The organism is Halomarina pelagica (assembly GCF_024228315.1).
GTDB lineage: Archaea > Halobacteriota > Halobacteria > Halobacteriales > Haloarculaceae > Halomarina > Halomarina pelagica.
The window spans coordinates 1,125,598-1,149,456 of the sequence record NZ_CP100454.1 but is presented as its reverse complement, the minus strand read 5'-3'; the positions used below and the strand labels follow the sequence as shown (position 1 = coordinate 1,149,456).

The window sequence follows — 23,859 nt, the reverse complement described above, 5'->3', positions numbered from 1 at the left end:
GACATCTGAAGCCGAATCACAACGCCTATGTAGGGCACTCGGAGTAGCCACGTACGACGCTGTCGTCGGGGACGTCCACCGGCGAATCGTGCGTTCAGGGACGATGTCGGGGGACACGGATCACGAAGCCGAGAGCCAGTTACTAGACGACCACCTCGCCCACGTCGCGCGAAACGGGGCCGTCGGTGCGAGTCGTACCGACGCGGAACTGCGGTACTCTCGAGTGTACCGACCGCTCGTCGACGGCGTCCCTGAGGCGGAGATGCTCGGCAAGCGCGACGACGACATCTACCCGGCCGAGGTCGCGAGCCGGCTCCGCGAACCGAAGGAGGCGGCCCGCGACTCCGGCGAGGTCGTCGAACGCGAGATGACGCTGCCGGACGGAGACGACGACCGCACCTACCGACAGGTCGTCGCCCCGATTCGCGGGCGCGACGGGACGGTCGAGGGCGTGATGGACGTGGCGTACGACGTCACGGCGCAGGTGGACCTCGAAGCGACCGAACGAAAGCTCAGCCGTCGGTGCGCGCAACTCGAACACGTCGAGCGCGTCGGCGACTGCGTCAGGGGCGCGCTCGACGTCCTCCTCGGGGCGTCGACGCGAGAGGAGGTGTACCAGCCGCTCTGCGATCGGCTCGCGAGCGCGGATCTGTACGAGGACGTCTGGATCGCGGACTATCACTCCGAGCGCGACGAGGTCGTCCTCCGCGCGCGGTCGGGAGACGCGGTCGCCGACGGGGGGACCGTCGCCGTCGGCATCGGCGACGCGGACGACGGCGCGCTTCGTCGTGCCGTCGACACTCTGGAACCACAGGTGGTGACGGCGGACGCGCCCCATCCGCCGGTAGCTCGCTCGGCCGCGGTCGACGCGGCGGAACGCCGCGCCGTCGTGGTTCCGCTCACCTACGGCAGGATCGTCTACGGCGTCGTCGGCCTCGCGACCGACCGTTCGGACGCGTTCGACGAGTACGAGCGGCGTATCCTCCGCGAACTCGGTACCGTCACCGGGTACGCCTACCACACGATCGAGAACGAGCGCCAGCTTCTCTCGGACACCGTCGTGGAACTCACGTTTCGCAGCACCGACCGCCGGTCGTTCCTCATCGACCTCTCGGCCACGCACGGGTACCGCGGCGAACTCCAGAGCCTCGTTCCGGCGTCCGACGGCACGCTGCTCGTCTACGAGACGATCTCCGGCGTCGACCCGCAGGTCGTCGTCGACGCCGCCCTGGACGAGCCGACCGTCAGCGAGTGTCGCGTGATCCGCGAGCGCGACGACGAGGCGCTCCTCCAGTTCCAGCTCGTGGAGAGCTTCGTCACGCTCACGCTCGCGGAGTACGGCGCGAACGTCCGATCGATCGTCGTCGAGGGCGGCGTCGCCGACTTCGTCTGCGAGGTCTCCCCCGAGACCGACGTCCGCGCGCTGGTCGAGCAACTCAGGACCTCGTTTCCCGAGACGGAACTCGTACGAAAGCGCGAGGTCGACCGATCGACGCGACGGGAGCCGCCGGGGGACGAACCGGAACCGATCGAGCGGTTGACGGCGCGCCAGCGCGACGCGCTGGAGGCGGCCTACCGTGCGGGCTACTTCGAGTGGTCCAGAGAGAGCACCGCCGAGGAGGTCGCCGCCGCCATGGGCATCACCGCACCCACCTTCCACAAACACCTCCGGAAAGGTCTCAACGCCGTGATGGTCGCCCTGTTCGACGAGGACCGCCGCTACCCGTCGGGCTAGTCAGACTAGCCCCGGCGATAATGTCGCACCGCGCCGGATCCCCACAGACCGATGACCCGCGTGATCGCTACGCGCCGATCGACTCGGCGTCCTCGCTTCGAGACCGCCGTCGGGCGTATGGTCGGGTCGCTCGACGTCCCGTGCGGCCAGGCCCCGGCCTCGGCCCCGCCGTCGATCCGCCCGCGCGTCGGGGGCCCGCTCACGACCGCCGATCGATCGGGGGCCTGACCGTGTCGCCGTCCGGGACGGACGCCGGCGACGACGCTCGAACGGGGACGGCCGCGCGCCCCGTTCCGGGGATCGTGCGCTCGCTGCTCGAGGAGCACGTCACGCTCACGCTCGCGGACCTCGCCGACGAGGTGGCGGTGCGGACCCACCGGCGGCCGGTCCCCGAGATCCCGGCGACGGCCGTGCTCGACTGCTACCTCGACCTGTACCGGACGCACGTCCCGGCGCTGGTCGACCGCGGGAAACTCACCTACGAGCCGGAACCAGACCGGGTGTCGCTCGCCGGGTACGGGACCGCGGAGACGGCGCTCGACGAGTCGCACGTCGTCTCGTACTGCGACCGCGGGCCGTGATGCGGGTGGCGAGCGGCCCCCCCGGAGGCGGCGACGGCTCTCGTCGCCCGCGCGACCGGGGGGTCGCGGGGGCGCAACCCTTACGACGGACGTTCGACATTGTCGTGGTACGAATGCGCACACCATCCTCGACCCGGCGCGTCGTTCCTCCCGCGCGACGAGCGGCGACCGACCGGCGAACGGGGCCGTACGCGGGCCGGGGCGACCCCTCGGCGAGCGTTCCGCGGGGCGACCGGCCGTGAACGTCATCGCGGAGGTGTACATCGCCCACCCCGACCTCGCGCTGACCCCCACCATCAGGGCGGTCCCGGAGGTGTCCGTTCAGGTCGTCCCCCACTCGGGGACGGATCCCGAGACGGGGATGTTCTTCTTCCTGGTCGAGGGCGAGAGCGAGGCGCTCGAGACGTTCGACGCGGCGCTCGAGGCGGATCACACGGTCGCCGAGTCGGTGCTGATCTCGGAGTCGGCGTCGACGCGCATCTACCGGCTGTCACACCCCGACGGGACGAAACTGCTCTCCCCGAAGACCGTCGAGGTCGGCGGGCTCATGCTCGAAGCCGAGAGCGACAGCACCGGCTGGTCGGTGCGGCTCCAGCTCCCCGACAGGGAGTCGCTCACGCTGCTGTGGGAGTACTGCGAGGAGGAGGGCATCGCGTTCGAGCTGAAGCAGCTCTACCGGCAGGACGAGTGGACCATCGGCGGCGTCACGGGGCTGACGGAGGCCCAGGAGGTCGCGCTGCTGCTCGCCTACGAACGGGGGTACTTCAGCGAGCCGCGCGAGACGTCGCTCGAGGACCTCGCCGAGGCGCTCGACATCTCGCCGACGGCGGTCGGCGGCCGCCTCCGCCGGGGGACGGCGAAGCTCATCGAGGCGACGTTCCGGGAGGACCGGGGCGATCAGACAGACGCGAGGTGATCGTCCCTCGGTTCGTACAGCGCTCCGCGCATCCGCAGCGCCCGGATACGCTCGAGCGTCTCGCCCATCGGGACGCCGCGCGCGCCCATCGCCGCGGCGACGATCCCGACGGGGACGCCGTTTCCGTAGGTACCTTCCAGGTCGTCGACGATCGCGGCGAGGACGGCCTCACCACCGCCCGGACCGTCCGTCCCGTCCGCGTCCGGTCGGAGGTCGTCGGCGCCGTCGAACTCCGCGCGCTCCCACGCGAGGTCGTGACCGGTCACGGCGCGGTGTCGCCGGTAGAACGCGACGGTCTCGTTGGGGTCGTCCGTCGCCGTTCGCACCTCGCAGTCGGGGCAGGCGACGACGAACGGCGCTCGGGGCTCCTCGCTCATGACCGGGCGGGCGCGTCGGGCGCGTCGGGCGCGTCGCTCGCCTCGTACGCCTCGTACGCCTCCTGGGCGAGGCGGTGGAAGCGGTGGAGCGTGTGTTCGTTCGGGCCGAGCTGTGCCTGCCCGAGCGCTCCCATCCGCAACCCCTCGTACTGGCGTTCGACCAGCTCGAAGTCCTCCTCCTGGAGCTGGCGGCTCGTGCGGACGAACTCGGCCTCCTCCTCGCTCAGGTCGGCGTCCCGGAAGTAGTAGTCCGCGACGAGCTGGAACCGCCCCTCGTCGATGGGCTCGATGAGGTAGGTGCCGTAGCCGTCGGCGGTCCCGTACATGTTGACGGTGAAGTTCGGCCAGAGGTAGTAGAACTTGGCCTCGTGCTCCTCGTGGATGCGCAGTTCGTCGTCCACGTCCTCCTCGTGGGTGTAGTGGAGGACCCAGTGGTAGTCGTTGACCTCGAGTTCGGACTCGTCGAGCCGGATCCCCTCGATCCAGTCCCGGTGGTTGGACTGGCAGTGGTCGCACTCGGAGTAGTTGCCGCCGAAGGTCTTCCAGTTGCACTCCACCTCCGAGACGTACCGGCGGGCGAGTTCGTACTCCTCGAGCGGCAGCGCCTCGAGTTCCGCTTTCATCGTCCCCGCCTGCTCCGCGAGCGGCGTCGGGTCGTCCTCGAAGTTGACGAACACGAGCGGGCCGATCGCGTCGGTGTGCACCTCCATGAGCCCGTTTCGCTCGGGGTCGAGCGTCGCGACCTCGTCGTCCTCCAGGTCGGGGTTGAGGCTCGCCTCCTCGAAGCTCTTCGGCGTGCTCGCGAGTGTCCCGTCGAGGTCGTACGTCCAGAGGTGGTACGGGCACGTGATCCGCCGCATGTTACCCGGCTCGGTCATCGGGGTGTCGTCGACCATCTTCGACCCGCGGTGGGCGCAGACGTTGTAGTACGCCCGCACCTCGCCGTCGCGGTCGCGCACGACGACGACCTGCCGGTCGCCGACCGTCCGGGTGAAGAAGTCACCCGGCTCCGGGACGGCGTTCGCGTGCCCCGCGTAGATCCAGTACCGGGAGAACACCGCCTCCTTCTCCATCTCGTGGACCTCGGGGTCCGTGAAGTACCTCGCCGGGAGCGCGTTCGTCTCCTCGGTGATGTCGGCGCTGACGGTGCCGACCTCGTCGGTGCCGTCGTTCCATCGTGTCATGTGCTATTGATCGACATATCCGTTAAAAAGCGTTGACCGCCAGTATCCCAGACGTATAAGTGCGGGACGAACACCGGGGTCGTGTGCGGATAGGAGAACGGGGACCGCAAACACGACCCAGAAAGCCCCCTGGTGGTCGCTCGGCCGGCGATCGCTCGGCTGGACACCGCAAACCGGGTCGTAGAGGGGTCGCCCACCGATCCCCGCGAACCGACGGGGGAACGTGAGGCTCGCGACCCGTTCGACGGCGGGGCTTCAATGGGTTAGCTATCTCACACGGAGGCTTATGCCGGGGTTGACCGGATCACGATACATGACAGCAGAGGACACGCTGCCGTCGAGGGCGGGAACGGTCGTCGTCGGCGCGGGGTGCGTCGGGTGTAGCGCCGCCTACCACCTGACCGCCCTCGGCCGCGAGGACGTGGTCGTCGTCGATCAGGGACCGCTGTTCGAGACCGGCGGCTCGACCTCCCACGCCCCCGGGCTGGTGTTCCAGACGGCCGGGAACGAGCTGATGACGAGGATGGCCGCGTACACCCGGAAGCTGTACGCCGACCTCGACGGCTTTCGCGCGTGCGGCGGCATCGAGGTGGCCCACACCCCGGAGCGCTGGGCGTACCTGAAGCGAAAGCGCGAGCGGGGGATGGCCTACGGGATCGAGGGCGGCGAACTGCTCCCGCCGGAGGCGGTCGCCGAGCGCGTCCCCCAGATCGACGAGTCGGTGATCCACGGGGGGTACTACGTCCCGACGGACGGGAAGGCCCACGCGGTCGACGTCTCCCAGACGATGGCCGAGCGCGCCCGCGAGCGGGGTGCTGAGTTCTACGGCCACACGACGGTCACGGACGTCGAGATCGAGGACGGCGCGGTGCGCGCGGTCGTCACCGACCGGGGGCGCGTCGCCGCCGACGAGGTGCTCGTCGCCACGAACATCTGGGGGCCGCTGTTCGGCGAGATGGTCGGCGTGGACGTCCCGCTCGTCCCCTGCGCCCACCAGTACCTCGTCTCGGACGAACTCGACGCGCTGGCCGGGGCGACCCGCGAGATCGAACAGCCGATCCTGCGCCACCAGGACTACTCGCTGTACTTCCGCCAGCACGGGGAGCGCTACGGCGTCGGCTCGTACAACCACGCGCCGCTGCTGGTCGACCCGGAGGACATCCTCGCCCCCGAGGAGGCCCCCGAGATGCCCTCGATCCGCGAGTTCACCGCGGAGCACTTCTACGAGAACACCCACCCCGATCACGACCGGTCCGCCTACGACGCGGCGCGCGAACTCGTCCCCGCGCTCGGAGACTGCGAGTTCACCTCGCGGATCAACGGGATGTTCTCGTTCACGCCCGACGGGATGCCGATCCTGGGGGAGACCGAAGGAGTGGACGGCCTCTGGTGGGCGCTCGCGATCTGGGTCACCCAGTCCGGCGGCGCGGGGAACGTGATCGCCGAGTGGATGGAGCGGGGCGTCCCGCGACTCGACGGCGAGCGCGTGGACGTGACCGGGGCGCACGTCGATCGGTTCCAGCCCCACGCCGGCGCGCGGTCGTACGTCCGCGACCGCGGAGGCCAGCAGTACCGCGAGGTCTACCAGCTCGTCCACCCGCGAGAGCAGCCGCGGGGCCAGCGCGGCCTCCGGCGGAGCCCCTACCACCCCCACCAGCGGGAGCTGGACGCGGAGTTCTACGACGGCGGCGGCTGGGAGTCGGCGCAGTGGTACGGGGCGAACGAGGCGCTCCGCGACGAGTACGACGTGCCCGATCGGTCCGGCTGGCTGGGTCGGGGCTGGTCGCCGGCCCACGGGGTCGAGCACCGGGCCGTCCGCGACCGCGTCGGGCTGTACGACCTCACGCCGTTCACCGTGATCGAGGTGACCGGCGACGGGGCGCGTGACTACCTCCAGGGGCTGCTCTCCAACGACGTCGACGTGTCGCCGGGGCGCGTCCGGTACGCGACCATGCTGAACGAGGCCGGGGGCGTCCTCGCCGACCTGACGGTCTCCCGGCTGGCCGAGGACCGGTTCCTCCTGCTGACCGGCGGCGGGGCGTCGGGCACCGAGCAGGGCCGCTGGATCCGCGAGCGCGCCCCCGACGACGGCTCGGTGACGGTCGTCGACCGCACCTCGGGCCACTGCGGGCTCGGCGTCTGGGGGCCGAACGCCCGGGCGACCCTCGAACCGGTCACCGAGGCGGACCTCTCGAACGACGCGTTCCCGTTCTTCTCGGTGCGGGAGACGTACGTCGGGAGCGTGCCGGTCACCATGCTGCGCGTCTCCTACGTGGGCGAACTCGGCTGGGAGCTGTACGCCCCGATGGAGTACGGCGCGAAGCTCTGGGAGACCGTCTGGGCGGCCGGCGAGGACCACGGCGTCCTCGCGATGGGCGACGCCGCGCTGAACTCGATGAGCATGGAGAAGGGCTTCCGGCTCTGGGGGTCCGACCTCACGCCGGCGTACGACCCCTACGAGGCCGGGCTGGGATTCGCGGTCGACCTCGACACCGACTTCGTCGGGAAGGACGCCCTGCTCGCGGCGCGCGATCGTGGCGTCGACCGGAAGCTCGCACCGATGACGCTCGACGAGCCGGGCGCGGTGGTCGACGCGGGGCGGCCGATCACGGACGGCGAGGAGGTGCTCGGATACGCCGCGCGTGCCGACTACGGCTACACGATCGACGCGGGGATCGTCTACGGCTACCTGCCGGCGGCGTACGCCGAACCCGGTCGCTCGGTCGAGATCCGGTACGAGGGCGAGCGCTACGGCGCGACCGTGCGGGACGAACCGCTGTTCGACCCGGATCGAGAGAGGCTACTTCGATGAGTCCGAAGGCGGAGTCATGAGCCGGAGTTCAGGGGAGACGGTCACGTTCGCCGACGTCGAGGCGGCGCGGGAGCGACTCGACGACGAGACGGTGGTGAAGCGCACCCCCGTCGAGCGGAGCACGTCGCTCGATCGGCTGACGGGCGGCGAGGTCCACCTCAAGATGGAGCACCTCCAGTGGACGGGGTCGTTCAAGACCCGCGGCGCGTACAACAAGATCAGCCGGTGCGTCGAGGACGGGATCGAGCGGTTCGTGGCGGCCAGCGCGGGCAACCACGCCCAGGGGGTCGCGCTCGCGGCGACCCGCCTCGGCGTCGAATCGACCGTCGTCATGCCCCGGGCGGCCCCGCAGGCGAAGGTCGACGCCACGCGGGGCTACGGCGCGGCGGTCGAACTCGTCGGGCGTGACTTCCAGGAGGCGATGGCCCACGCCCGGGACCTCGTGGCCGACTCGGAGGCGACCTTCGTCCACGCCTACGACGACCCCGCCATCGTCGCGGGGCAGGGGACCCTCGGGATCGAGATGTACGAGGACCTCCCGGGGGTCGACACGGTGATCGTCCCGATCGGGGGCGGTGGACTCATCTCCGGGATCGCGACGGCGTTCGCGGAACTCGCTCCCGAGACGCGGATCGTGGGCGTCCAGGCCGAGGGCGCGGCGACGGTCGCCGACAGCCTGGAGAAGGGCGGGCCGGTCACGCTCGACTCGGTGAACACGATCGCCGACGGCATCGCGACCGGCGGGGTCTCCGAACTCACGCTCTCGCTCATCGAGGAGCACGTAGACGAGGTCGTCACCGTCACCGACGGCGAGATCGCGCGCGCCGTGCTCCTGCTCCTGGAGCGGGCGAAGCAGGTCGTCGAGGGGGCGGGCGCGGCGTCGGTCGCCGCGCTCCTGGGCGACGGTCTCGCCCTCGACGTCGAGGGCGAGACCGTCATGCCGCTGCTCTGCGGGGGCAACCTCGACATGACGATGCTCCAGACGGTGCTCGTCCACGCGCTCACCGACCGCGAGCAACTGCTCCGGCTCCGCGTCCGCATCGACGACCGCCCCGGCAAGATGGCCGAGGTGTCGAGCGTCATCGCGGAACACAACGCGAACATACAGACCATCCGCCACGAGCGCGACGCGCCCGAACTCGACGTCGGCGAGGCCTACCTCGTCTTCCGGATCGAGACGAGCGGCGCGGGCCACGCCCGGTCGATCATCCGGTCGATCCGGGATCACGGCTACGAGGTCGTCCACATCAACGCCTGAGACGGACGCCCCCGTCCGGGGCGATCCGCGTACCCCGTCGACCGTCACGTCGCGCCGAACGGTCGGACCGCACCGAACGGCCGTGCCCGCGGGGTCGACGGTATAAAAACACCGCCACAGACTGTCACCAATTCTTATCGCCCCGTGTGGGCATCGTCACACGAACGCTCTGTCGCTTGGTAGCGAACGGCAGTGGGAGGGGGACGCCGGAGGGGTGCGGGACGCGAGCGCTCGCCCGTCGGCGTCGATCCGACCGGAGAGGGAGCGACGGCACGCTGCGGCGTGCGGAGGTCCACACATGAGCCAATCACGAACTCGGGGCAGAATCGAGGAGTTCAGAGAGGAGATCGACCCGCTGGTGTTCGGCGCGGGGGTGACCGTCGCCGTCGCGTTCATCGTGGCCTACGCGGTGAGTCCGACGGTCACGGTCGACGGCCGGCAGGTGAACCTGCTGGGGAAGCTGATCGGCGACCTCAACGGGTGGCTGTGGAGCAACCTGTCGTGGTTCTACCTCTGGTCGATGCTGATCTTCGTCGCCTTCACCGCGTTCCTCATCGTCGGGCCGTGGGGGCGGATCAAGCTCGGCGGCGAGGACGTCGAACCGGCGCACAGCTTCCTGACGTACTTCGCGATGTTCTTCTCGGCGGGGATCGCCGCGGGCATCGTGTTCTGGGGGCCGGCGGAGGCGATCTACCACTTCGGGAACGGCACGCCGCTGACCGGGCCGGACGCCTCGGCGCGGGCGAAGATGCTCGGCTCGCTCCAGTACACGTTCTTCCACTGGGGGATCTCGGCGTGGAGCGCCTACCTCATCGTCGGCGTTCCGATCGGCTACTTCGCGTACAACAGGGGCGCGCCGTTCCGGTTCTCCACCCTGCTGGCCCCGTTCGTCGGCGTCGACAACTTAGAGGACAGCCTGACGGCGAAGGCCGTCGACGTCGTCGCGGTGTTCGGGACGATGGGCGGCATCGCCACCTCGCTCGGTTTCATCGGCCAGCAGTTGCTCGCCGGCGTCGAGTACGAACTCGGCTACTCGTTCGGCGACCTGGGGACGATCCTCACGATCACGGGCGTGACGGTGATCTTCACGCTCTCGGTCGTCTCGGGGGTCGACAGGGGCATCAAGCGGCTCTCGCAACTCAACGTGATCGTGTTCGTGCTGCTCGCCGTCGTCGTGTTCGTCGTCGGCACGCCGTTCTTCGTCCTGAACCTGGGGACGCAGGCGGTCGGCACCTACCTCCAGGAGTTCGTCGCGATGAGCCTGTTCACGGGCACGGGATCGGGCGACGCCGGCTTCGTCGGCGCGTGGACCGTCTTCTACTGGGCGTGGTGGTTCGCCTGGGCACCGTTCTCCGGCATCTTCCTCGCGAAGATCTCCAGGGGGCGGACCATCCGGGAGATCACCTTCGTCGGCGTCGTCGCGACGACGCTGGCGACGGTGCCGTGGTTCATGATCGTCGGCGGCACGTCGATGCGGTTGCAGGCGAGCGGCGCGGCCGACATCCTGGGCGTCATCAACGACCCGAACTACGGCATCGCGGCGTCGGGTTACCCGCTCTTCGAGGCGCTGCCCGCCGGCGAACTCCTGTCGGCGCTGTTCTTCCTGCTCGTGATCACGTTCTTCGTGACCTCGGCCGACTCCTCGACGCTCGGGATCGCGATGCTGACCACCGGCGGAAAGGAGAGCCCCTCCGAACTCAACCGTCTCGTCTGGGGGGTCCTGCAGGGCCTCGTCGCCTCCATCCTCGTCGTCATCGGCGGCACCGAGGCGCTCCAGCAGGCCGCCATCATCACCGGGGGCCCGGTCGCGGCCGTCGGCCTCGTCGCCGTCTACGGCATGATCCGGGAGTTCTCCAGCACCCACGGCCGGGTCCTCGTCCAGGAGGGTGCCGCCGTCCGCGGCGACGACATGCTCATCGGCGGGCGGTCGTCGGGCGAGGTACCCGGGGGAGACGCGTCGGAGGACGATTGACCCGCGGGCGTTCGATCGTCGTCGCTCCGGCGGTCGAACCAGTGAGGGACGACCGCCGCGGGCGGGTCCGACACGCCACGCCAGCCGATCACACGGTGTGAACCCCTCGCGCGAGTCGTCGAGGCGTCGAGGCGTCGAGGCGTCGAGGTGTCGAGTCGTCGAGGCGTCGAGGTATCGAGTCGTCGAAACGTCGAAGCGTCGAGGCGCTGATCACTCGAATCGATCGAGGGCGAACATGTCGATGGGGTGGTCGGTCGTCCCGTCGAGCGCGAGGTCGGCCAGGATCTCGCCGATCGCGCTCGCGAACTTGAAGCCGTGGCCGGAGAAGCCCGCGCCGACGGCCACCTGCGGGTGGTCGGTGAGCGTGTCGAGGATGAAGTGCTCGTCCGGGGAGTTGGTGAACATGCAGGTGGCGAGGCGCATGGTCGGCCCGGCGGCGTCCGGGAAGTACTTCGCCGTGAACTCCCGCAGGAGGCGCTCGTCCTCCGGTTCGGGGTCGCGGTTCCAGTCGTCCGGGTCGACCTCCTCGTCGCGGTGGTGGTACTTCCCGAGCTTGAACCCCGGCACGTCGTAGATCGGTAGGCCGTAGAACCGCCCCTCCGGGACGCTCACGTTCCAGACGGGGAAGTTCTCCGGGCGGAACGTCGCGGGCGTCTCCGGCTGGAACCACGCGAGCACCTGCCGCTCGGGGACCGCGAGCCCCGACAGCTCGTCGGCGAACGCGGAGTTCCACGCGCCCGCGGCGAGGACCAGCCGGTCGGCGCGGTAGGTCCCCCGGTCGGTCTCGACGCGGACGCCCCCGTCGGCCGTCTCCTCCCACCCGGTGACCCGCTCGCGGGCGCGCACCTCACCCCCCGCGGCCCCCGCGGCCTCCACGTGCCCGACGATGGCCTGCTCCGGGACGACGAACCCCCCGTCGGGCTGGTAGAGCGCCCGGTAGTCCTCCGGCAGCCGGTAGCCGGGGAACCGCTCGGCCAGCTCCGCGCCCGTCAGCACCTCGTGGGGGATGTCGTACTCCGCACAGGAGCGCAGCGACCCCTCGAAGACGACGTTCCCCGGCGGGGCCGCGTCGACCGACCCCGTCCGGTGGATGACCGGCCGGCCGGTCTCCTCCGCCAGGTCGTCCCACAGGTCGTACGCCCGCTCGATCAGCGGGATGTACGACGGGTGCTCGTAGTACGCCCGCCTGATGATGCGCGTGATGCCGTGGGACGACCCCATCGCGTGCGGGACGTCGAACCGCTCGATGCCGAGGACGTCGACGCCGCGGCGCGCGAGGTGGTAGACCGCGGCGCTCCCCATCCCACCCACACCGAGGACGATTACGTCGTACTCGCGTTCCGAAACCATGATCGTTGTGAGCGATTGGCGGAGGGTACATGACGGTTTCGGGGGAGTAGAAGTGGTAGAGGGGGCGTACCTGTTCATGGCGGTGCTACGTCGGCGAGCTATAGGGAACAAAACAAATCATCGGTCTGGTCGGGTGGAGAGAGAAGAGAGAATGGACGTGAGTAATATCCCCGGAAACATGTACATATCGCGGTTTTCACGAGTTAGAAGCCATTAGAAACTTACCAAGTAGATAATAAAGTCAGAAGGTACCTCGTACGTTCCTCGAATACCAAATATTTTAGTCGCGATCCTTTACTTGGTCGTTTACTCGCGGTGTTGCTTCCCAGACATCGTGGGTTACACCCATCAGAAATTTCCAAATCCCGACAGTAAACGCAATGTTCATAACTACAAAGTAGGATGGCATCGAGAATATTGGTTTACTCCGGAGATTGGAACTAATCATACCAATAGCAGCGAGTAGATAAAATACAGATTGTAATACCATAAGCGCATCAAATACAGGGGAAGACGAAAGAATGACCAAGATCACGTTAGACAACGTGAGAGATCCAAGGAGAAAAGGCATACACCACCGAAGTACTTTATGCGAAACGAATTCGAAAGCTGTCAAGCTATGAGCTGGATTAAGTAGGTTGGCGAACCAGACAAGAGTCTGGTAGTTTCCAACTCCAATTCTTTTCCGTCGAGAGTATTCCTCCCAAAGTCCACCGGCAGTATACTCGGTTGCCGTTGCCCCCGGCACAAAAACAATCCGCCGATCAGTAGACGCTTCCCGTAATGCAGTTACCATATCGTCAGTGACCGCACATTCAGGAAGGGGGTCAAAGTCTTTACGCCGGATCGCCAACATACCTCCGTTAATACTAACAGTCGTTCCAAGATCAGTTTCAAGTTGGCGAAGCCAGAGTTCGTATCGCCAATAGATACTCTCTATTGTCTGGCTTTGGGCGTCAATCAACCGAAGCGATCCGGTGACACAGCCAATGGATTGATCTGAAAGCGGTTTGATAAGGGTAGAGAGAGCATCAGAATCAAACATCGTGTTTGCATCAGAGAAGACGAGTACATCACCGTTAGCCGTTGAAGCAGCAACGTTCAGTGCGTAACTCTTACCCTTTCGCTCCCCAAGTGAAAGAAGAGAGGTTCTGGGCCCTTTAAAACGTTCCACGAGAGTATCAGTATTGTCCGTTGAGTCCGAAACTACAAGACAATTAAACTCACCTTCGTAATCGATTTGTTCAATATTTCTTAATTTTTGTTTAATTATGGTAGCCTCGTTATGAGCAGCTACTACCATTGTTACCGACGGTAAGAAGTCCGTATTCTCGTCAATATCGGGCAGGGCTGTGCTAAAGAAAATAAGACCCAAGAGCACTACTGGATAGCCAATATAGGCATACACACAGAGACTTAGACTGATGATGAGGACAACGGTAAACAGCTCCGATATCATAAGTATGATAAATAAGTAACGAATTGGTTAATCATCAGTAGTAGAGACGGCCAGAGTTTGCTACGAGCTTTTGAATAGTATCCTCCCTTATGACATTCCTATCTGACATCAATATATTCCATGACGCATAAATCTCGTAAAGGGCACGTATCACAGGCCGGGGATCAAATTTAGAGAGATAGAATGCATATGCCGTCCAAAGGACAGATGAAACCACAACGTACTTCCATGGGAGATGTCGAACTCCAACACGGATACGGTTCTCAAGGCGTTTCTGAGCGACTTTCCGTCCAGGAAAGCGTCCATGTGGAGACTGTTTGTGCTTAACCGTGACCGACGGAACGTATCGTATTCGATACCCGGCATCAAGCAACCGTAATGAGATGTCAAGTTCTTCGAATCCGTATTCGAATGTATCTGGGTAAAGACCAACCTCATCAACTGCGGAGCGCTTTAATGCATTCCCTACACCAACAAAATATGTGGCTTCAAACGGCTCATCAAAAGGCCGATCATTATTTCGATAAGGGAACTCCGCAGTATCTACTTTACCTGTGTAGTAATTTATACTCCTAAAAGCAAGTGCTCCTATCCTGTCGTATGATTCGAATAGATCTACTATTTGGTTGGTAGCTTGTGAGTCTGTCAAGATTGCATCGTCGTCTAAAGTAACGAAGATATCTCCAGCTGCAATCACATAGCCTACATTGCGAGCCTTTGCCACCCCCATTCGACCATTAAATTGGTGGAATTTAATACAATCTTTGTTTAATTCTCCGTCAAATTCGAAAAGCCCCTCAGTTCCGTCAGTACTATTGCTGATAATGATTATTTCGCGAGGGCGATATTCCTGTTCCAGTACTGACTTGATGCACTCCACAAGATCGTTTTTTCGGTTGTAAGTAGCGATAATATACGAGACGAGAGGAGCCATCGTTCTGTTGAAGATAACAAACACCGACACATATATGTTCCGTTAGTTACCAGAGTCTATTTCTTGCGATCCGATAGCATGCGCAAGCCCAAATATGAACCAAAGACGTCGTGAGGTAAAGATGTCGAGGAAGAAGCCCCATTCAAGCATCGCAAGTAAGAGTGTAAACGTAATCACGTTCCGTGAGGTTGGCCAGTGAAATGCGACCTTAGAGACTCGTTTCGCAGTAATCCCAATAATAGTTCCTGCTAAAATAAACCCAGTAACCCCCAATTCTGCAAGCAATCCTAAGTACATGTTGTGCGGGTAATTTGCACGCTCTGGACGCCACTCATCAGGAAGATAGGGGATATAGTGGATATAGTTATTAGGTCCTACGCCGAATAGCGGGTGGTCGATCCACGTTCGAAAGGCCCCTTTCCACAAAGAATACCGGATATTAAGAGAAGTAAGAACGCCACCGTTTCGGAAGTCTAGTCGAAGTAATAAAAGTACGAACTGAATTGCGTCGGGTAACCACAGCTGGTATCCGATAAGAAGGAGAACACCGAACACAACAGCAGAAGGAAGTACATGACGAAGTACTGAAATTTGAACTGCTTGAATGATGAATATAGCCGTAAGAAGTATGGTAGTAGTAAATACAACTCCTATTGCCGTCCGTGAGCCAGTGGTGAACGCAGCAAATGCAAAAAGTGCTGGCAGAATAATTATAGAAACGGATAAGACAGAATGCGGTTCCTTTCTAAGATGTGCTATTGCGTAATGACAAGCAAAGAGATAGCCGATAGTCACGACGCTCCCATAATGGTTCGGATCATAGAACAGGGGCATTGTTCTAGCTTCGGTCGGCCTATGAAGGAACGATATTACCCAGACCGGGGTATACCCAACTTGAAAAAGAGCAAAAGCTCCAATAGAAAGTGAAATACTTGGGAGGCCGGCTAATAAAAATGTGTTACGAAGAACCGTGAACCGGATTTTAGCAGTAGAAACGTAGTGAAAAGTCATACCAAACAGTACGAAAACAAGAACATATCGGAATATATCAAATATACTGTTTGACGATAATGGGAGAGGGGAATGGAGGAGAGAAATAAGCATGGAGAGAAAAAATGTCGTCAAGAGGTATGGAATAGTAGCTGGAAGACGAATCTTCCGGCGATAAGAGATAAGGTATGCTCCGGCAGCTAGGATAATAGCAATGTCAGCGTATTTTACAAGACCAAATTTAGGACCTCGATAAAACAAGAATCCAATTGACAGGAGGTAGAGATACTTGGCGATCTTGGGAGACATTATTGGGAGGATACCTATAAATATCCGAGACGGCGGAGTTGGTCAGACACTTCACCAGTAGTTGAACTGGCTGTTGTCGTCGGTTTATACTCACCTGTATCGGTACTCGAAGTTGTGTACCATGGAACCGTTACAAGACAGGGAAGTGGAACATGTGCAGGATGCCCGTATAATCCCCATTCTCCTATCGCATTACCATGGTCCGCTGAAATTACAACAGAATCTGCATCGAGATTCGCGAGCAAGAGGGCAACGTCATCTAAGACACAGTGGAGATTTTGGAGGTATGCGTCCCACAATGCTTCTTCGGAGATTACCCCTGTTTGAAGATCGGTCCAAGCAGACTTCCAAATACCGTCAAAATCATTGGGGTCCATCCTTGATCCGAAGTCCGGCTGTGCGATAGAAGGGAAATGGGGTTGCATATAGTGAACGATCATTCGATCAGGATTTGTTTCACGAGCCAAGGTGATGGCACGGTCTGTAATTGGCCGAGGTCGAATTGTACCGAGAGATTCATCCCAGTTATATCGCCAAACTTCATCTAAAACTAAAAATGAGTCATCATCTAGAACACGGTCGGTAAACGGATTTCCCGAAATATACACCGTGTTGGCCATCTCACCATCATAGTCTCTCGTAAAATTCTTCGACATCCACTCCTCAGATGAACTTCCAAGTGAAGTAAACGTCCCTGGGTTCGAGAGGAAGTCGTACTGACTTGCAAGTTCAGCGATCAGATCAATCCGACAGGCATCAAGGATAATAAGAACACTCCAGTCTTCCTCATAGATATTCATTCCATTCGGGTGATGGGATTGATAAAGCGCGCCCGTACGGGAACAGAGGCCTTGGTATAATTCGTAACCAGATTGTTCAAGAGCGGTTATATTCCGGGACCTCAGACGTTCAAGCGTGCGCATAGTCCAACTTAGTGTACCCATACTGAAACCACATCTTATCCACTATGTAACCGTTATAGTACTTTTCGGTGTTCTATCACCGCCACGGTATTCATAAAATTGATTTGAAAAGAATGGCATCGCTTGTGTCCATTCCAAGGAACCGGTAAAGTATGAAAAATAGTAGTAGTGATCCAATACTAACCAGCGGAAGAAGTTCAAGCGTAGAAAGAGGAAGTTCAAGCACATTAATAACGGTCATCAATGCAGTTGAACCTGAGATCGCCATAAACCCCTTCCAATAGTTAACCGAGTACGGGATAATTCTGAAAAAGTACCATACCTCAACGGCTCTAAGTATGTTCAATAGTGTCAAAGAAATCCCAGTTGCGATAGCAGCCCCGACAATTCCAGAGGCTGGGACCAAAGCTAGATTCAAGGCGATATTTATAAGACAAGCTGAAACAGTATTCAGTAGTTCAACGCGTTCGTGACCGGTCATTGAGAGTAGGTAACCCGCTGGACCAACGACTGCGGCCATTGATTGGCTAACACTCAATATAACGAGTGCTGATTGTGCGACTTGAATCGGTTCACCGAAAATAGAGAGGACCTCTGTCCTATAAATAATCAAGAACAAACAACCGAGAACCGTGAGATAGGTGATCCACTTCGTAGCAGCAACATAGACACGTTTCAGTCGCTTAATTTGACCAGTATGAGAATATTCTGCAACAACAGATGGAAAAATCGCATTTACCGATTCCAGAACAACTGCGAGCAAAACCGTGGTCTGAAATGCTGCTTGATACCAGCCGAGTTGAGTTGGCGAAGAGTATAATCCCAGAACGAGGACATCCGTCCAAGAGATTAAATATTGAGTAACAGCGACGATTGCAACAGGAAGTGAGAACCGGAAGTTTTCGCGAATCTCAAATATTGGCTGCCTTACTCGGTTAAAACCACCAAGCCGGTATAAAGAGAAGATCCCGAGCCCAATGCCAACGAAAAGTGAGGCGAGATAGCCGATAATGGTGATCGTGAAGTCTGAAACCACAGATGCACCGATTACAATAAACACGAAACCGCTACCAGTTTGGCCGATATCTCGAATGATAACCGCATATTTCGTGTCTTTGAAGCCACGTGTGGCAGCCATACAGACCATCATTACCGAAAATAATGGAATTCCAGCGATAAACAATGGTATGGTGGCAGTAAAGTTTGATCCGATGACTGCCTGCACTTGTTCGTAAGTGACGTAGAAAAGTAAATTGAGGATGACACCGACCAGAAGCGGAGTGAAAATTGAAACCAAGATAATCCCCGTCACTCTGGGGTTATCTCCATGATTCTGATATATTGGAACGAATTTTTGCGCTGCAGTATCAAATCCAACACGGGCGATGACGCTACCAACTTTAAGCAAGACCAATCCAAACGCGAAAAGACCGAGTGCATCAAGACCTAAACCTTGAGCAATAATAAGGCTGAAGCTGTATCGGAGAGCACGGCCGAAGATACCACCAAGAAAAGCAACCGAAAACTGTTCGGTAAGGCTTTTATTCATGGTTCAAGACCACATTTTGATATTTTAGGTAGAACTCGAACAAACCAGATGCTAAGGTCATTACCCAGACAGACCGAGAAAGTGTCCATAGGTTCGTGTGAGTCATTCGGATACGATGATTTTTCCAACGGTCCAGATTTGACGGAGTATTATTTTAATATCAGAATTAAATGATCGGGCACGAATGTATCTAATATCAAGTTGTAATTTCCGATCTGGTTCCGATGAGGACATGCTTTCAATCTGTGCTAATCCGGTGAGTCCAGGCTTTACAAACCACCGACGCCTCCAGTTACCGACATCCTCCTGAAGATCAGTATCCAACTCCGGCCGTTCGGGCCGCGGCCCGACCACGCTCATGTCCCCCACTAAAATCGACCACAGTTGCGGGATCTCGTCCAGGTGCGTCCGCCGGAGGAACGCCCCGACGCGGGTGACCCGCGGGTCGACCCCGCCGTCGTCCTCCGCACTCAACACGGCTCCCGTCTCCCTCTCTGCGTCCCGCACCATGCTCCGGAACTTGTAGACGGTGAACGTCCCTCCGAACTCCGCCGTCCGCTCCTGGGAGTAGAGCACCGGTCCCTCGCTGTCGAGCTTCACGGCAACGACGATCACCGCGATCACGGGCAACAGCACCACCAGCCCGACGGTCGTGAACACCACATCGAAAAGCCGCTTCAGCATCCGGTCCTGCCAGTCCCACGGTTCCAGGTCCACGTCGACCAGCTCGCCGCCGCGACCGGCTACCAGCACGCTCTCTGCGTGCTCGCGGTGGACCTTCGCGTTCACGCCGAATCGGTCGCAGGCGTCGAGCGTGCCGAAGAACTGCTCCCGGTCGGGCCGCGCGAACGCGAGCAGCGCGGTGTCCACGTCGTAGTCGGCGAACACCGACTCGAGGTCAGACAGCGCCCCGAGGCAGGGGAGGTCGGCCAGCGCGCGTCGCCCCGCGTCGAGGGGGGTCGCCACCCCGCCGTCGGTCGCGAACGACGGCCGAACGGGGGAGCCGTCGTGGAACTGCGCCGGGGGGGAGACGTAGCCCACGACCTCGAGTTCGGTCGCCGCGAGGATCGCCGCCACGCCCTCGGGGTCGTCCCCGACGACGACGGCGCGGTCGCCGTCGCCGCTCGGCCGCGGTCGCGCCGAGACGAACCAGGCGGGCAGCGCGACGGACAGCGTCCCCGTCACCAGCAGGAGCGTCGTCCGGGGCAGTCGATAGGTGTAGTCGAAGTAGCCCACGGCCGCAAGACCCGCGGCCGCCACCAGCAGTCGCCGGTGGGTCAGGGTGACGGCGTCGAGGATCCGGCGGCGCTTCGGGCGAAAGAGGGGGAGGAACGCGAGCGAGACCACGGCGACCGTCGTGAGGATCGCCGGCGCGAGCGCCGCCTCGCGCATCGTCGTCGCGGGGAGTCGCGACAGGAGCGGGAGCGACGTCGCCAGCCCCTGGGCCGCGGGGGCGTTCGCGACGACGACGGCGAGCGCCGTGACCCCGGCGACGACCCCGACGCTGCCCAGCCTGTACCGCCACGCCCCTACCATCAGAAGAAATGTATTACACTGTTCGAATAAACTTTGTGCTTGAAGACATTATTTATATAAGAACTATCCCGGGCCCTTGGAGAACACCGCTCGCGCGGCGGACGGTTCGCGCGGCGGGCTTGCTCACCGGACGCGCGGACGCGAAGGGGAAGACGCAGGAGAAGCGAAGGACGGGGCGAGAAACGGGAAGTGAAAGGAGGGAGCGAAAACGGAGAAGCGGGAGGGTAGGAGAGAGAAGGAGAAGCGGAAAGGGAGGAGAGAGAAGGAGAAGGGGAGGGGCGGGGAGAGACGGGGACGGGAAGAAGCGGGAACGGCGAGAGGTGATGGGGCGAGAGACCGCACCGGCGAGCGGGCGGCGGGTGGCGGGCGTCAGCGCATGTAGCCGAGGTCTTCGAGTTGCGCCTCGACGTCGCGGCTCAGGTCCCGGGCCCCGGTGGCGACGTCGCTCGCTTCCATCCTGTCGAAGACCTCCTCGACGATGCCCGGCTGGTCCCGTTCGGCGAGGGAGGCGGTCTGCGCGTCGCGCACGTGCACGGTCGCCTCGTCGGTCCCGTGCGTGACGTACTTGTAGACGACGCCGTCCTGGGGCTGGTACACCGCCCGCCAGGGACCGACGTAGTCGGTCCGCTCGACGCCGTCGGGGAGCACGTCGCCGGGCGCGGGGACGCGGAACGTCGAGGCGAGGACCTCCTCGCGCCCCAGGTCGGCGAACGGGTTGCCGCCGGCGTAGCCGTCGAGGTACCCCTCGACGACCCCCCTGAAGTCGGTGAGGCTCACCGGCGAGTCGACGCGACGGCCCCGGTGCTGGCTCGGTGCCTTCACGACGAGCGGCACGTGCGTCAGTTCCTCGCCGATCCCCCAGCTGTGATCGACGTGGCGGACCCGCGGCGTGACGAGGCTCCGTTCGCCGAAGCCCTCGCCGTGATCGCTCGTGATCACGAGCAGCGTGTCCTCGTACAGCCCCGCCTCCTTGAGGTCGCGGACGAACCCGCGAAGCGCGGCGTCGATCTGGTGGATGCAGCCGTCGTAGAGCCACTCGAGCGCCGCGAGTTCGCCCCAGGGACGGCCGGTGAGGAACTGCCGCGACTGCGTCCCGGTGATGTCCTCCTGGACGCGGCGGAGGTTCGGCCCGCCCCAGCGGTCGTGTTCCTCCCGGGGGACGTAGGGGTAGTGCGCGTCCATGAGGTTGACGCACGCCGCCCACGGGCCGGACTCCGCCTCGGCCCACTCGAGGAACTCCTCGAGGTAGACCTCCGCCGATTCGGTCTCGGGGTCGTGCGCCCGGTCGGCGTGCGAGCCGTACCGGTAGTAGACCCCGTTGAGGACAGACTGGATCGGGTGGTCGTCGGCCAGGCTCGCGCGCAGGTACGACCCCGCGGAGACGTGCTCGTCGAAGTCGCTCGGGCTCACGCCCGTCTCGTACAGCCGGCGGTCGAGCGAGCGTTTCAGCCCGACGCGCGTCTCGAACGGCTCGCTCAGGTTCGACGTCTCCATCACCACCAGGTTCGGCGAGAAGATCCCCGTCCGGTAGCCGAACGCCGTCCGCAACTCGTGCCAGAGCGTCGCGTCCGGGTCCAGCCCGGACTCGTGCTCGGTGACGCCGTGTTCCTCGACGTGCGAACCGGTGAAGACGCTCGCGTGGCTGGCGACGCTGTGGATGCTCGGCGCTCGCGCCTGCGAGTAGACCGTCGCCTCGCCGGCGAAGTCGAGCAGGAACGGCGTCGTGTCGTTACGATGCCCGTGGACGCTCGTGTTCTTCGCCCGAACGCTGTCCAGAACGAGTAGTAGAATATTTGGATACGAGTTCATTCTGCCCTCTCTGATAGTGTGGGGAGGACCGGTTTCGGGATGAATCCTCCGGCCATGTGCCCGAACGCACGACTATCACCGACCCGCGGTATTCGGTTGCGGTGACGCAATATCGCGCGGCGCAGCCGACGACGACGGGGACGAGCGCTCCTCCTGACCGGTCGGGGGGGACGAACGTCCCCCTGGCGGGTCCTCCCTGATACGTGTACCGGCTAGTGGGGGTATCGACGGACCGCCCCGGCGGATCGAAGACGACGGCTCACGCCTCGACGCCGGCGCGACGGTCCGCGGACCGACCGCCCCTTATTCCTCCGAGGAACCCGCCCCGTCGGCCTCGGCGGTCGCCCCCTCCGTCGGCTCGCGCAACCGTCGCTCGGCCTCGTCGCGGTCCTCGGGGTAGCCCACGTCGATCCGCCAGCCCTTCATGCGGATGGCGTCGATGGTGCGCCCGCTCTGGATGAGGAGGTTGACCGCGTCGCTGAGTTCGTACTCGCCGCGGTTCGACGGCTGGACGAGGTGACACGCGTGGAAGATGGCGGGCGTGAACGTGTAGAAGCCCGTCATCACGAGGTTCGTCGGCGGGTCCTCGGGTTTCTCCATGACGGCGACGATCTCGCCGTAGTCGTTCGTGTTACAGACGCCGTACCGCGAGGCCTCCTCGTAGGGCACCTCCTCGACGAGGAAGGCGGCGTCCGCGCGGTCCTCCGCCTGGCGGCGCACCACGTCCGCGAGGTTCGCCTCGAAGACGTTGTCCCCCAGGATGAGCATGAAGTCGTCGTCGATGTGTTCCTCGACGGTCAGCAGCGCGTGAGCCAACCCCTTCGCCTCCCGCTGGTGGCAGTAGGTGATGGGGATCCCCTCGAAGCTGTCCCCGTAGTGCTTGATGATCACCTCCTTCAGGTAGCCGACGACGATGAAGAGGTCGTCGGCCCCGAGCGTGACCAGTTGCTCGAGGCAGTGGGTGAGGATCGGCTTCCCGTCGACCTCGACCATCGCCTTCGGCCTGTCCTCGGTGAGCGGACGCAGGCGGGTCCCCTCACCGGCCGCGAGCACGACTGCTTGCATGTCCAGTCCGTCACCGCCCCCGGACAAATAGGTTCGTCACCCGCGCGGATTCAGTCGCCGTGAGTGTCACGACGACGTAAACTACACTTATCATCGAGAGGGGCACATCGGAAACGAGGCGAGTTATCGATGAGCACTGACGAGCGGGACATCGCGGAACTGCTAGCCGACGCCCCCTCGAACTGGGGGCGATGGGGCGACGACGACGAGGTCGGCGCACTGAACTACCTCACCGAGGAGGAGGTGCTGCGGGGCGTCCGGGCGGTCGAACACGGGAAGACGTTCACGCTGGGGCTTCCCATCGGTCGGCCCGGCGGCGATCCGGTCTGGCCGGGGCGCTCCGGCGCGGACCACTACATGGAACTCGACAAGGGACACTTCGAGGCCGGAAAGGTCGACGTGCCGGGCGCGGCGGGCCTCGAGTACGCCGACGACGTCGTCTACATGTTCCTCCAGGGGACGACGCAGTTCGACGCGCTCGGACACGTCTGGTACGACGATCGGCTCTACAACGGCTTCGACGCCGGCACCACCAAGGGCGGGATGGAGTACTGCTCGATCGAGCCGATGGCCGAACACGGCGTCGTCGGGCGCGGCGTCCTGCTCGACGTGGCGCGCCACCGCGGGCGCGACCGCCTCGACCGCGGCGAGCGCATCACCCTCGACGAACTGCTCGACTGCGCCGACGAGCAGGGCGTCGAGATCGAGAAGCGCGACGTGCCGATCATCCGAACGGGGTGGATCGAGCTGTTCTATGAAGAGGGGGCGGACGCCTTCTACGGCGACGAGTTCGCCGAACCGGGCATCACCTACTCGCGGGACCTCGTCGAGTGGTTCCACGGGATGGAGATCCCCGCGTTCGGAACCGACACCGTCGCCAACGAACAGACCGTCTCCGACGAGACGGAGACGATCCTCCCGCTGCACGGCGCGCTCCTCCGCGATCAGGGGGTCGCGTTCAACGAGATCAACCGCCTCGACGAACTCGCGGCCGACTGCGACGACGACGGGAAGTACGACTTCCTCTACGTCGGCGCGCCGCTCAAGATCGTCGGCGGCACCGGCTCGCCCGTGAACCCCATCGCCATCAAGTGACACGA

At 62.8% G+C, this 23,859-nt stretch carries 18 protein-coding genes; 7 read left to right on the top strand and 11 right to left on the bottom strand.

The genetic code is table 11. The annotated features are described in order from the left end of the window. Positions 1-103: 103 nt before the first annotated feature. The 3 genes from NKI68_RS06050 to NKI68_RS06040 all read left to right on the top strand — a co-directional run bounded on the left by NKI68_RS06050 (position 104) and on the right by NKI68_RS06040 (position 3,232). Positions 104-1,735, top strand: a complete 1,632-nt coding sequence (locus tag NKI68_RS06050) for a bacterio-opsin activator domain-containing protein (RefSeq protein ID WP_254545811.1) — start codon at positions 104-106, stop codon at positions 1,733-1,735. Between the two features lie 140 nt (positions 1,736-1,875). Continuing rightward, positions 1,876-2,316 carry a DUF7344 domain-containing protein gene (locus NKI68_RS06045; RefSeq protein ID WP_254545810.1) on the top strand — a complete coding sequence of 147 codons (441 nt, stop codon included), beginning with the start codon at positions 1,876-1,878 and terminating at the stop codon, positions 2,314-2,316. 238 nt (positions 2,317-2,554) lie between these two features. Then, the gene (locus NKI68_RS06040) at positions 2,555-3,232 is read left to right on the top strand and encodes a helix-turn-helix domain-containing protein (protein ID WP_254545809.1); all 678 of its coding nucleotides are present in this window, start codon (positions 2,555-2,557) and stop codon (positions 3,230-3,232) included. On the opposite strand, the gene NKI68_RS06035 is transcribed toward NKI68_RS06040, so the two are convergent. Next, on the bottom strand, positions 3,214-3,609 hold the full coding sequence (locus NKI68_RS06035; RefSeq protein WP_254545808.1) for a hypothetical protein: 396 nt from the start codon (positions 3,607-3,609) through the stop codon (positions 3,214-3,216). The two genes, NKI68_RS06040 and NKI68_RS06035, sit on opposite strands and share 19 nt — an antisense overlap. Continuing rightward, positions 3,606-4,793: an aromatic ring-hydroxylating oxygenase subunit alpha gene (locus tag NKI68_RS06030; protein WP_254545807.1), complete on the bottom strand. Its 1,188-nt coding sequence runs from the start codon at positions 4,791-4,793 to the stop codon at positions 3,606-3,608. The genes NKI68_RS06035 and NKI68_RS06030 overlap by 4 nt, the downstream gene beginning before the upstream one ends. A gap of 313 nt (positions 4,794-5,106) precedes the next feature. Between NKI68_RS06030 and NKI68_RS06025 the strand changes: the two genes are divergently transcribed. The 3 genes from NKI68_RS06025 to NKI68_RS06015 all read left to right on the top strand — a co-directional run bounded on the left by NKI68_RS06025 (position 5,107) and on the right by NKI68_RS06015 (position 10,835). Then, the gene (locus NKI68_RS06025; protein WP_254545806.1) at positions 5,107-7,605 is read left to right on the top strand and encodes a GcvT family protein; all 2,499 of its coding nucleotides are present in this window, start codon (positions 5,107-5,109) and stop codon (positions 7,603-7,605) included. 16 nt (positions 7,606-7,621) lie between these two features. Beyond that, entirely contained in the window at positions 7,622-8,863 is a 1,242-nt protein-coding gene (gene ilvA, locus NKI68_RS06020) for a threonine ammonia-lyase (protein WP_254545805.1), read from the top strand. A gap of 298 nt (positions 8,864-9,161) precedes the next feature. Then, positions 9,162-10,835 (top strand): BCCT family transporter, encoded by a 1,674-nt coding sequence (locus NKI68_RS06015; protein WP_254545804.1) that lies wholly within the window; start codon positions 9,162-9,164, stop codon positions 10,833-10,835. A 210-nt stretch (positions 10,836-11,045) separates the two neighbouring features. Here the strand turns inward: NKI68_RS06015 and solA are convergent, their stop codons facing one another. From solA to aglF, 9 genes are all read right to left on the bottom strand, one after another. Then, the gene (solA, locus tag NKI68_RS06010; RefSeq protein ID WP_254545803.1) at positions 11,046-12,185 is read right to left on the bottom strand and encodes an N-methyl-L-tryptophan oxidase; all 1,140 of its coding nucleotides are present in this window, start codon (positions 12,183-12,185) and stop codon (positions 11,046-11,048) included. 280 nt (positions 12,186-12,465) lie between these two features. Then, positions 12,466-13,644, bottom strand: coding sequence for a glycosyltransferase (locus NKI68_RS06005; RefSeq protein WP_254545802.1), 1,179 nt, complete (start codon positions 13,642-13,644; stop codon positions 12,466-12,468). A 34-nt stretch (positions 13,645-13,678) separates the two neighbouring features. Continuing rightward, positions 13,679-14,578 (bottom strand): glycosyltransferase family 2 protein, encoded by a 900-nt coding sequence (locus NKI68_RS06000; protein WP_254545801.1) that lies wholly within the window; start codon positions 14,576-14,578, stop codon positions 13,679-13,681. 42 nt (positions 14,579-14,620) lie between these two features. Continuing rightward, complete coding sequence (locus NKI68_RS05995) at positions 14,621-15,877, bottom strand: O-antigen ligase family protein (RefSeq protein WP_254545800.1); 1,257 nt, start codon at positions 15,875-15,877, stop codon at positions 14,621-14,623. Between the two features lie 14 nt (positions 15,878-15,891). After that, positions 15,892-16,821 carry an alkaline phosphatase family protein gene (locus NKI68_RS05990; protein ID WP_254545799.1) on the bottom strand — a complete coding sequence of 310 codons (930 nt, stop codon included), beginning with the start codon at positions 16,819-16,821 and terminating at the stop codon, positions 15,892-15,894. 70 nt (positions 16,822-16,891) lie between these two features. Then, positions 16,892-18,349 (bottom strand): oligosaccharide flippase family protein, encoded by a 1,458-nt coding sequence (locus tag NKI68_RS05985; RefSeq protein ID WP_254545798.1) that lies wholly within the window; start codon positions 18,347-18,349, stop codon positions 16,892-16,894. A 102-nt stretch (positions 18,350-18,451) separates the two neighbouring features. Continuing rightward, a complete protein-coding gene (locus tag NKI68_RS05980; protein WP_254545797.1) occupies positions 18,452-19,885 on the bottom strand; it encodes a sugar transferase in 1,434 nt (477 codons plus the stop codon). 369 nt (positions 19,886-20,254) lie between these two features. Continuing rightward, positions 20,255-21,694, bottom strand: coding sequence for a sulfatase-like hydrolase/transferase (locus NKI68_RS05975; protein ID WP_254545796.1), 1,440 nt, complete (start codon positions 21,692-21,694; stop codon positions 20,255-20,257). A 303-nt stretch (positions 21,695-21,997) separates the two neighbouring features. After that, the gene (aglF, locus tag NKI68_RS05970; protein ID WP_254545795.1) at positions 21,998-22,759 is read right to left on the bottom strand and encodes a UTP--glucose-1-phosphate uridylyltransferase AglF; all 762 of its coding nucleotides are present in this window, start codon (positions 22,757-22,759) and stop codon (positions 21,998-22,000) included. A gap of 129 nt (positions 22,760-22,888) precedes the next feature. Here aglF and NKI68_RS05965 point away from each other — a divergent pair, with 129 nt between their 5' ends. After that, the gene (locus NKI68_RS05965; protein WP_254545794.1) at positions 22,889-23,854 is read left to right on the top strand and encodes a cyclase family protein; all 966 of its coding nucleotides are present in this window, start codon (positions 22,889-22,891) and stop codon (positions 23,852-23,854) included. Positions 23,855-23,859 lie beyond the last annotated feature (5 nt).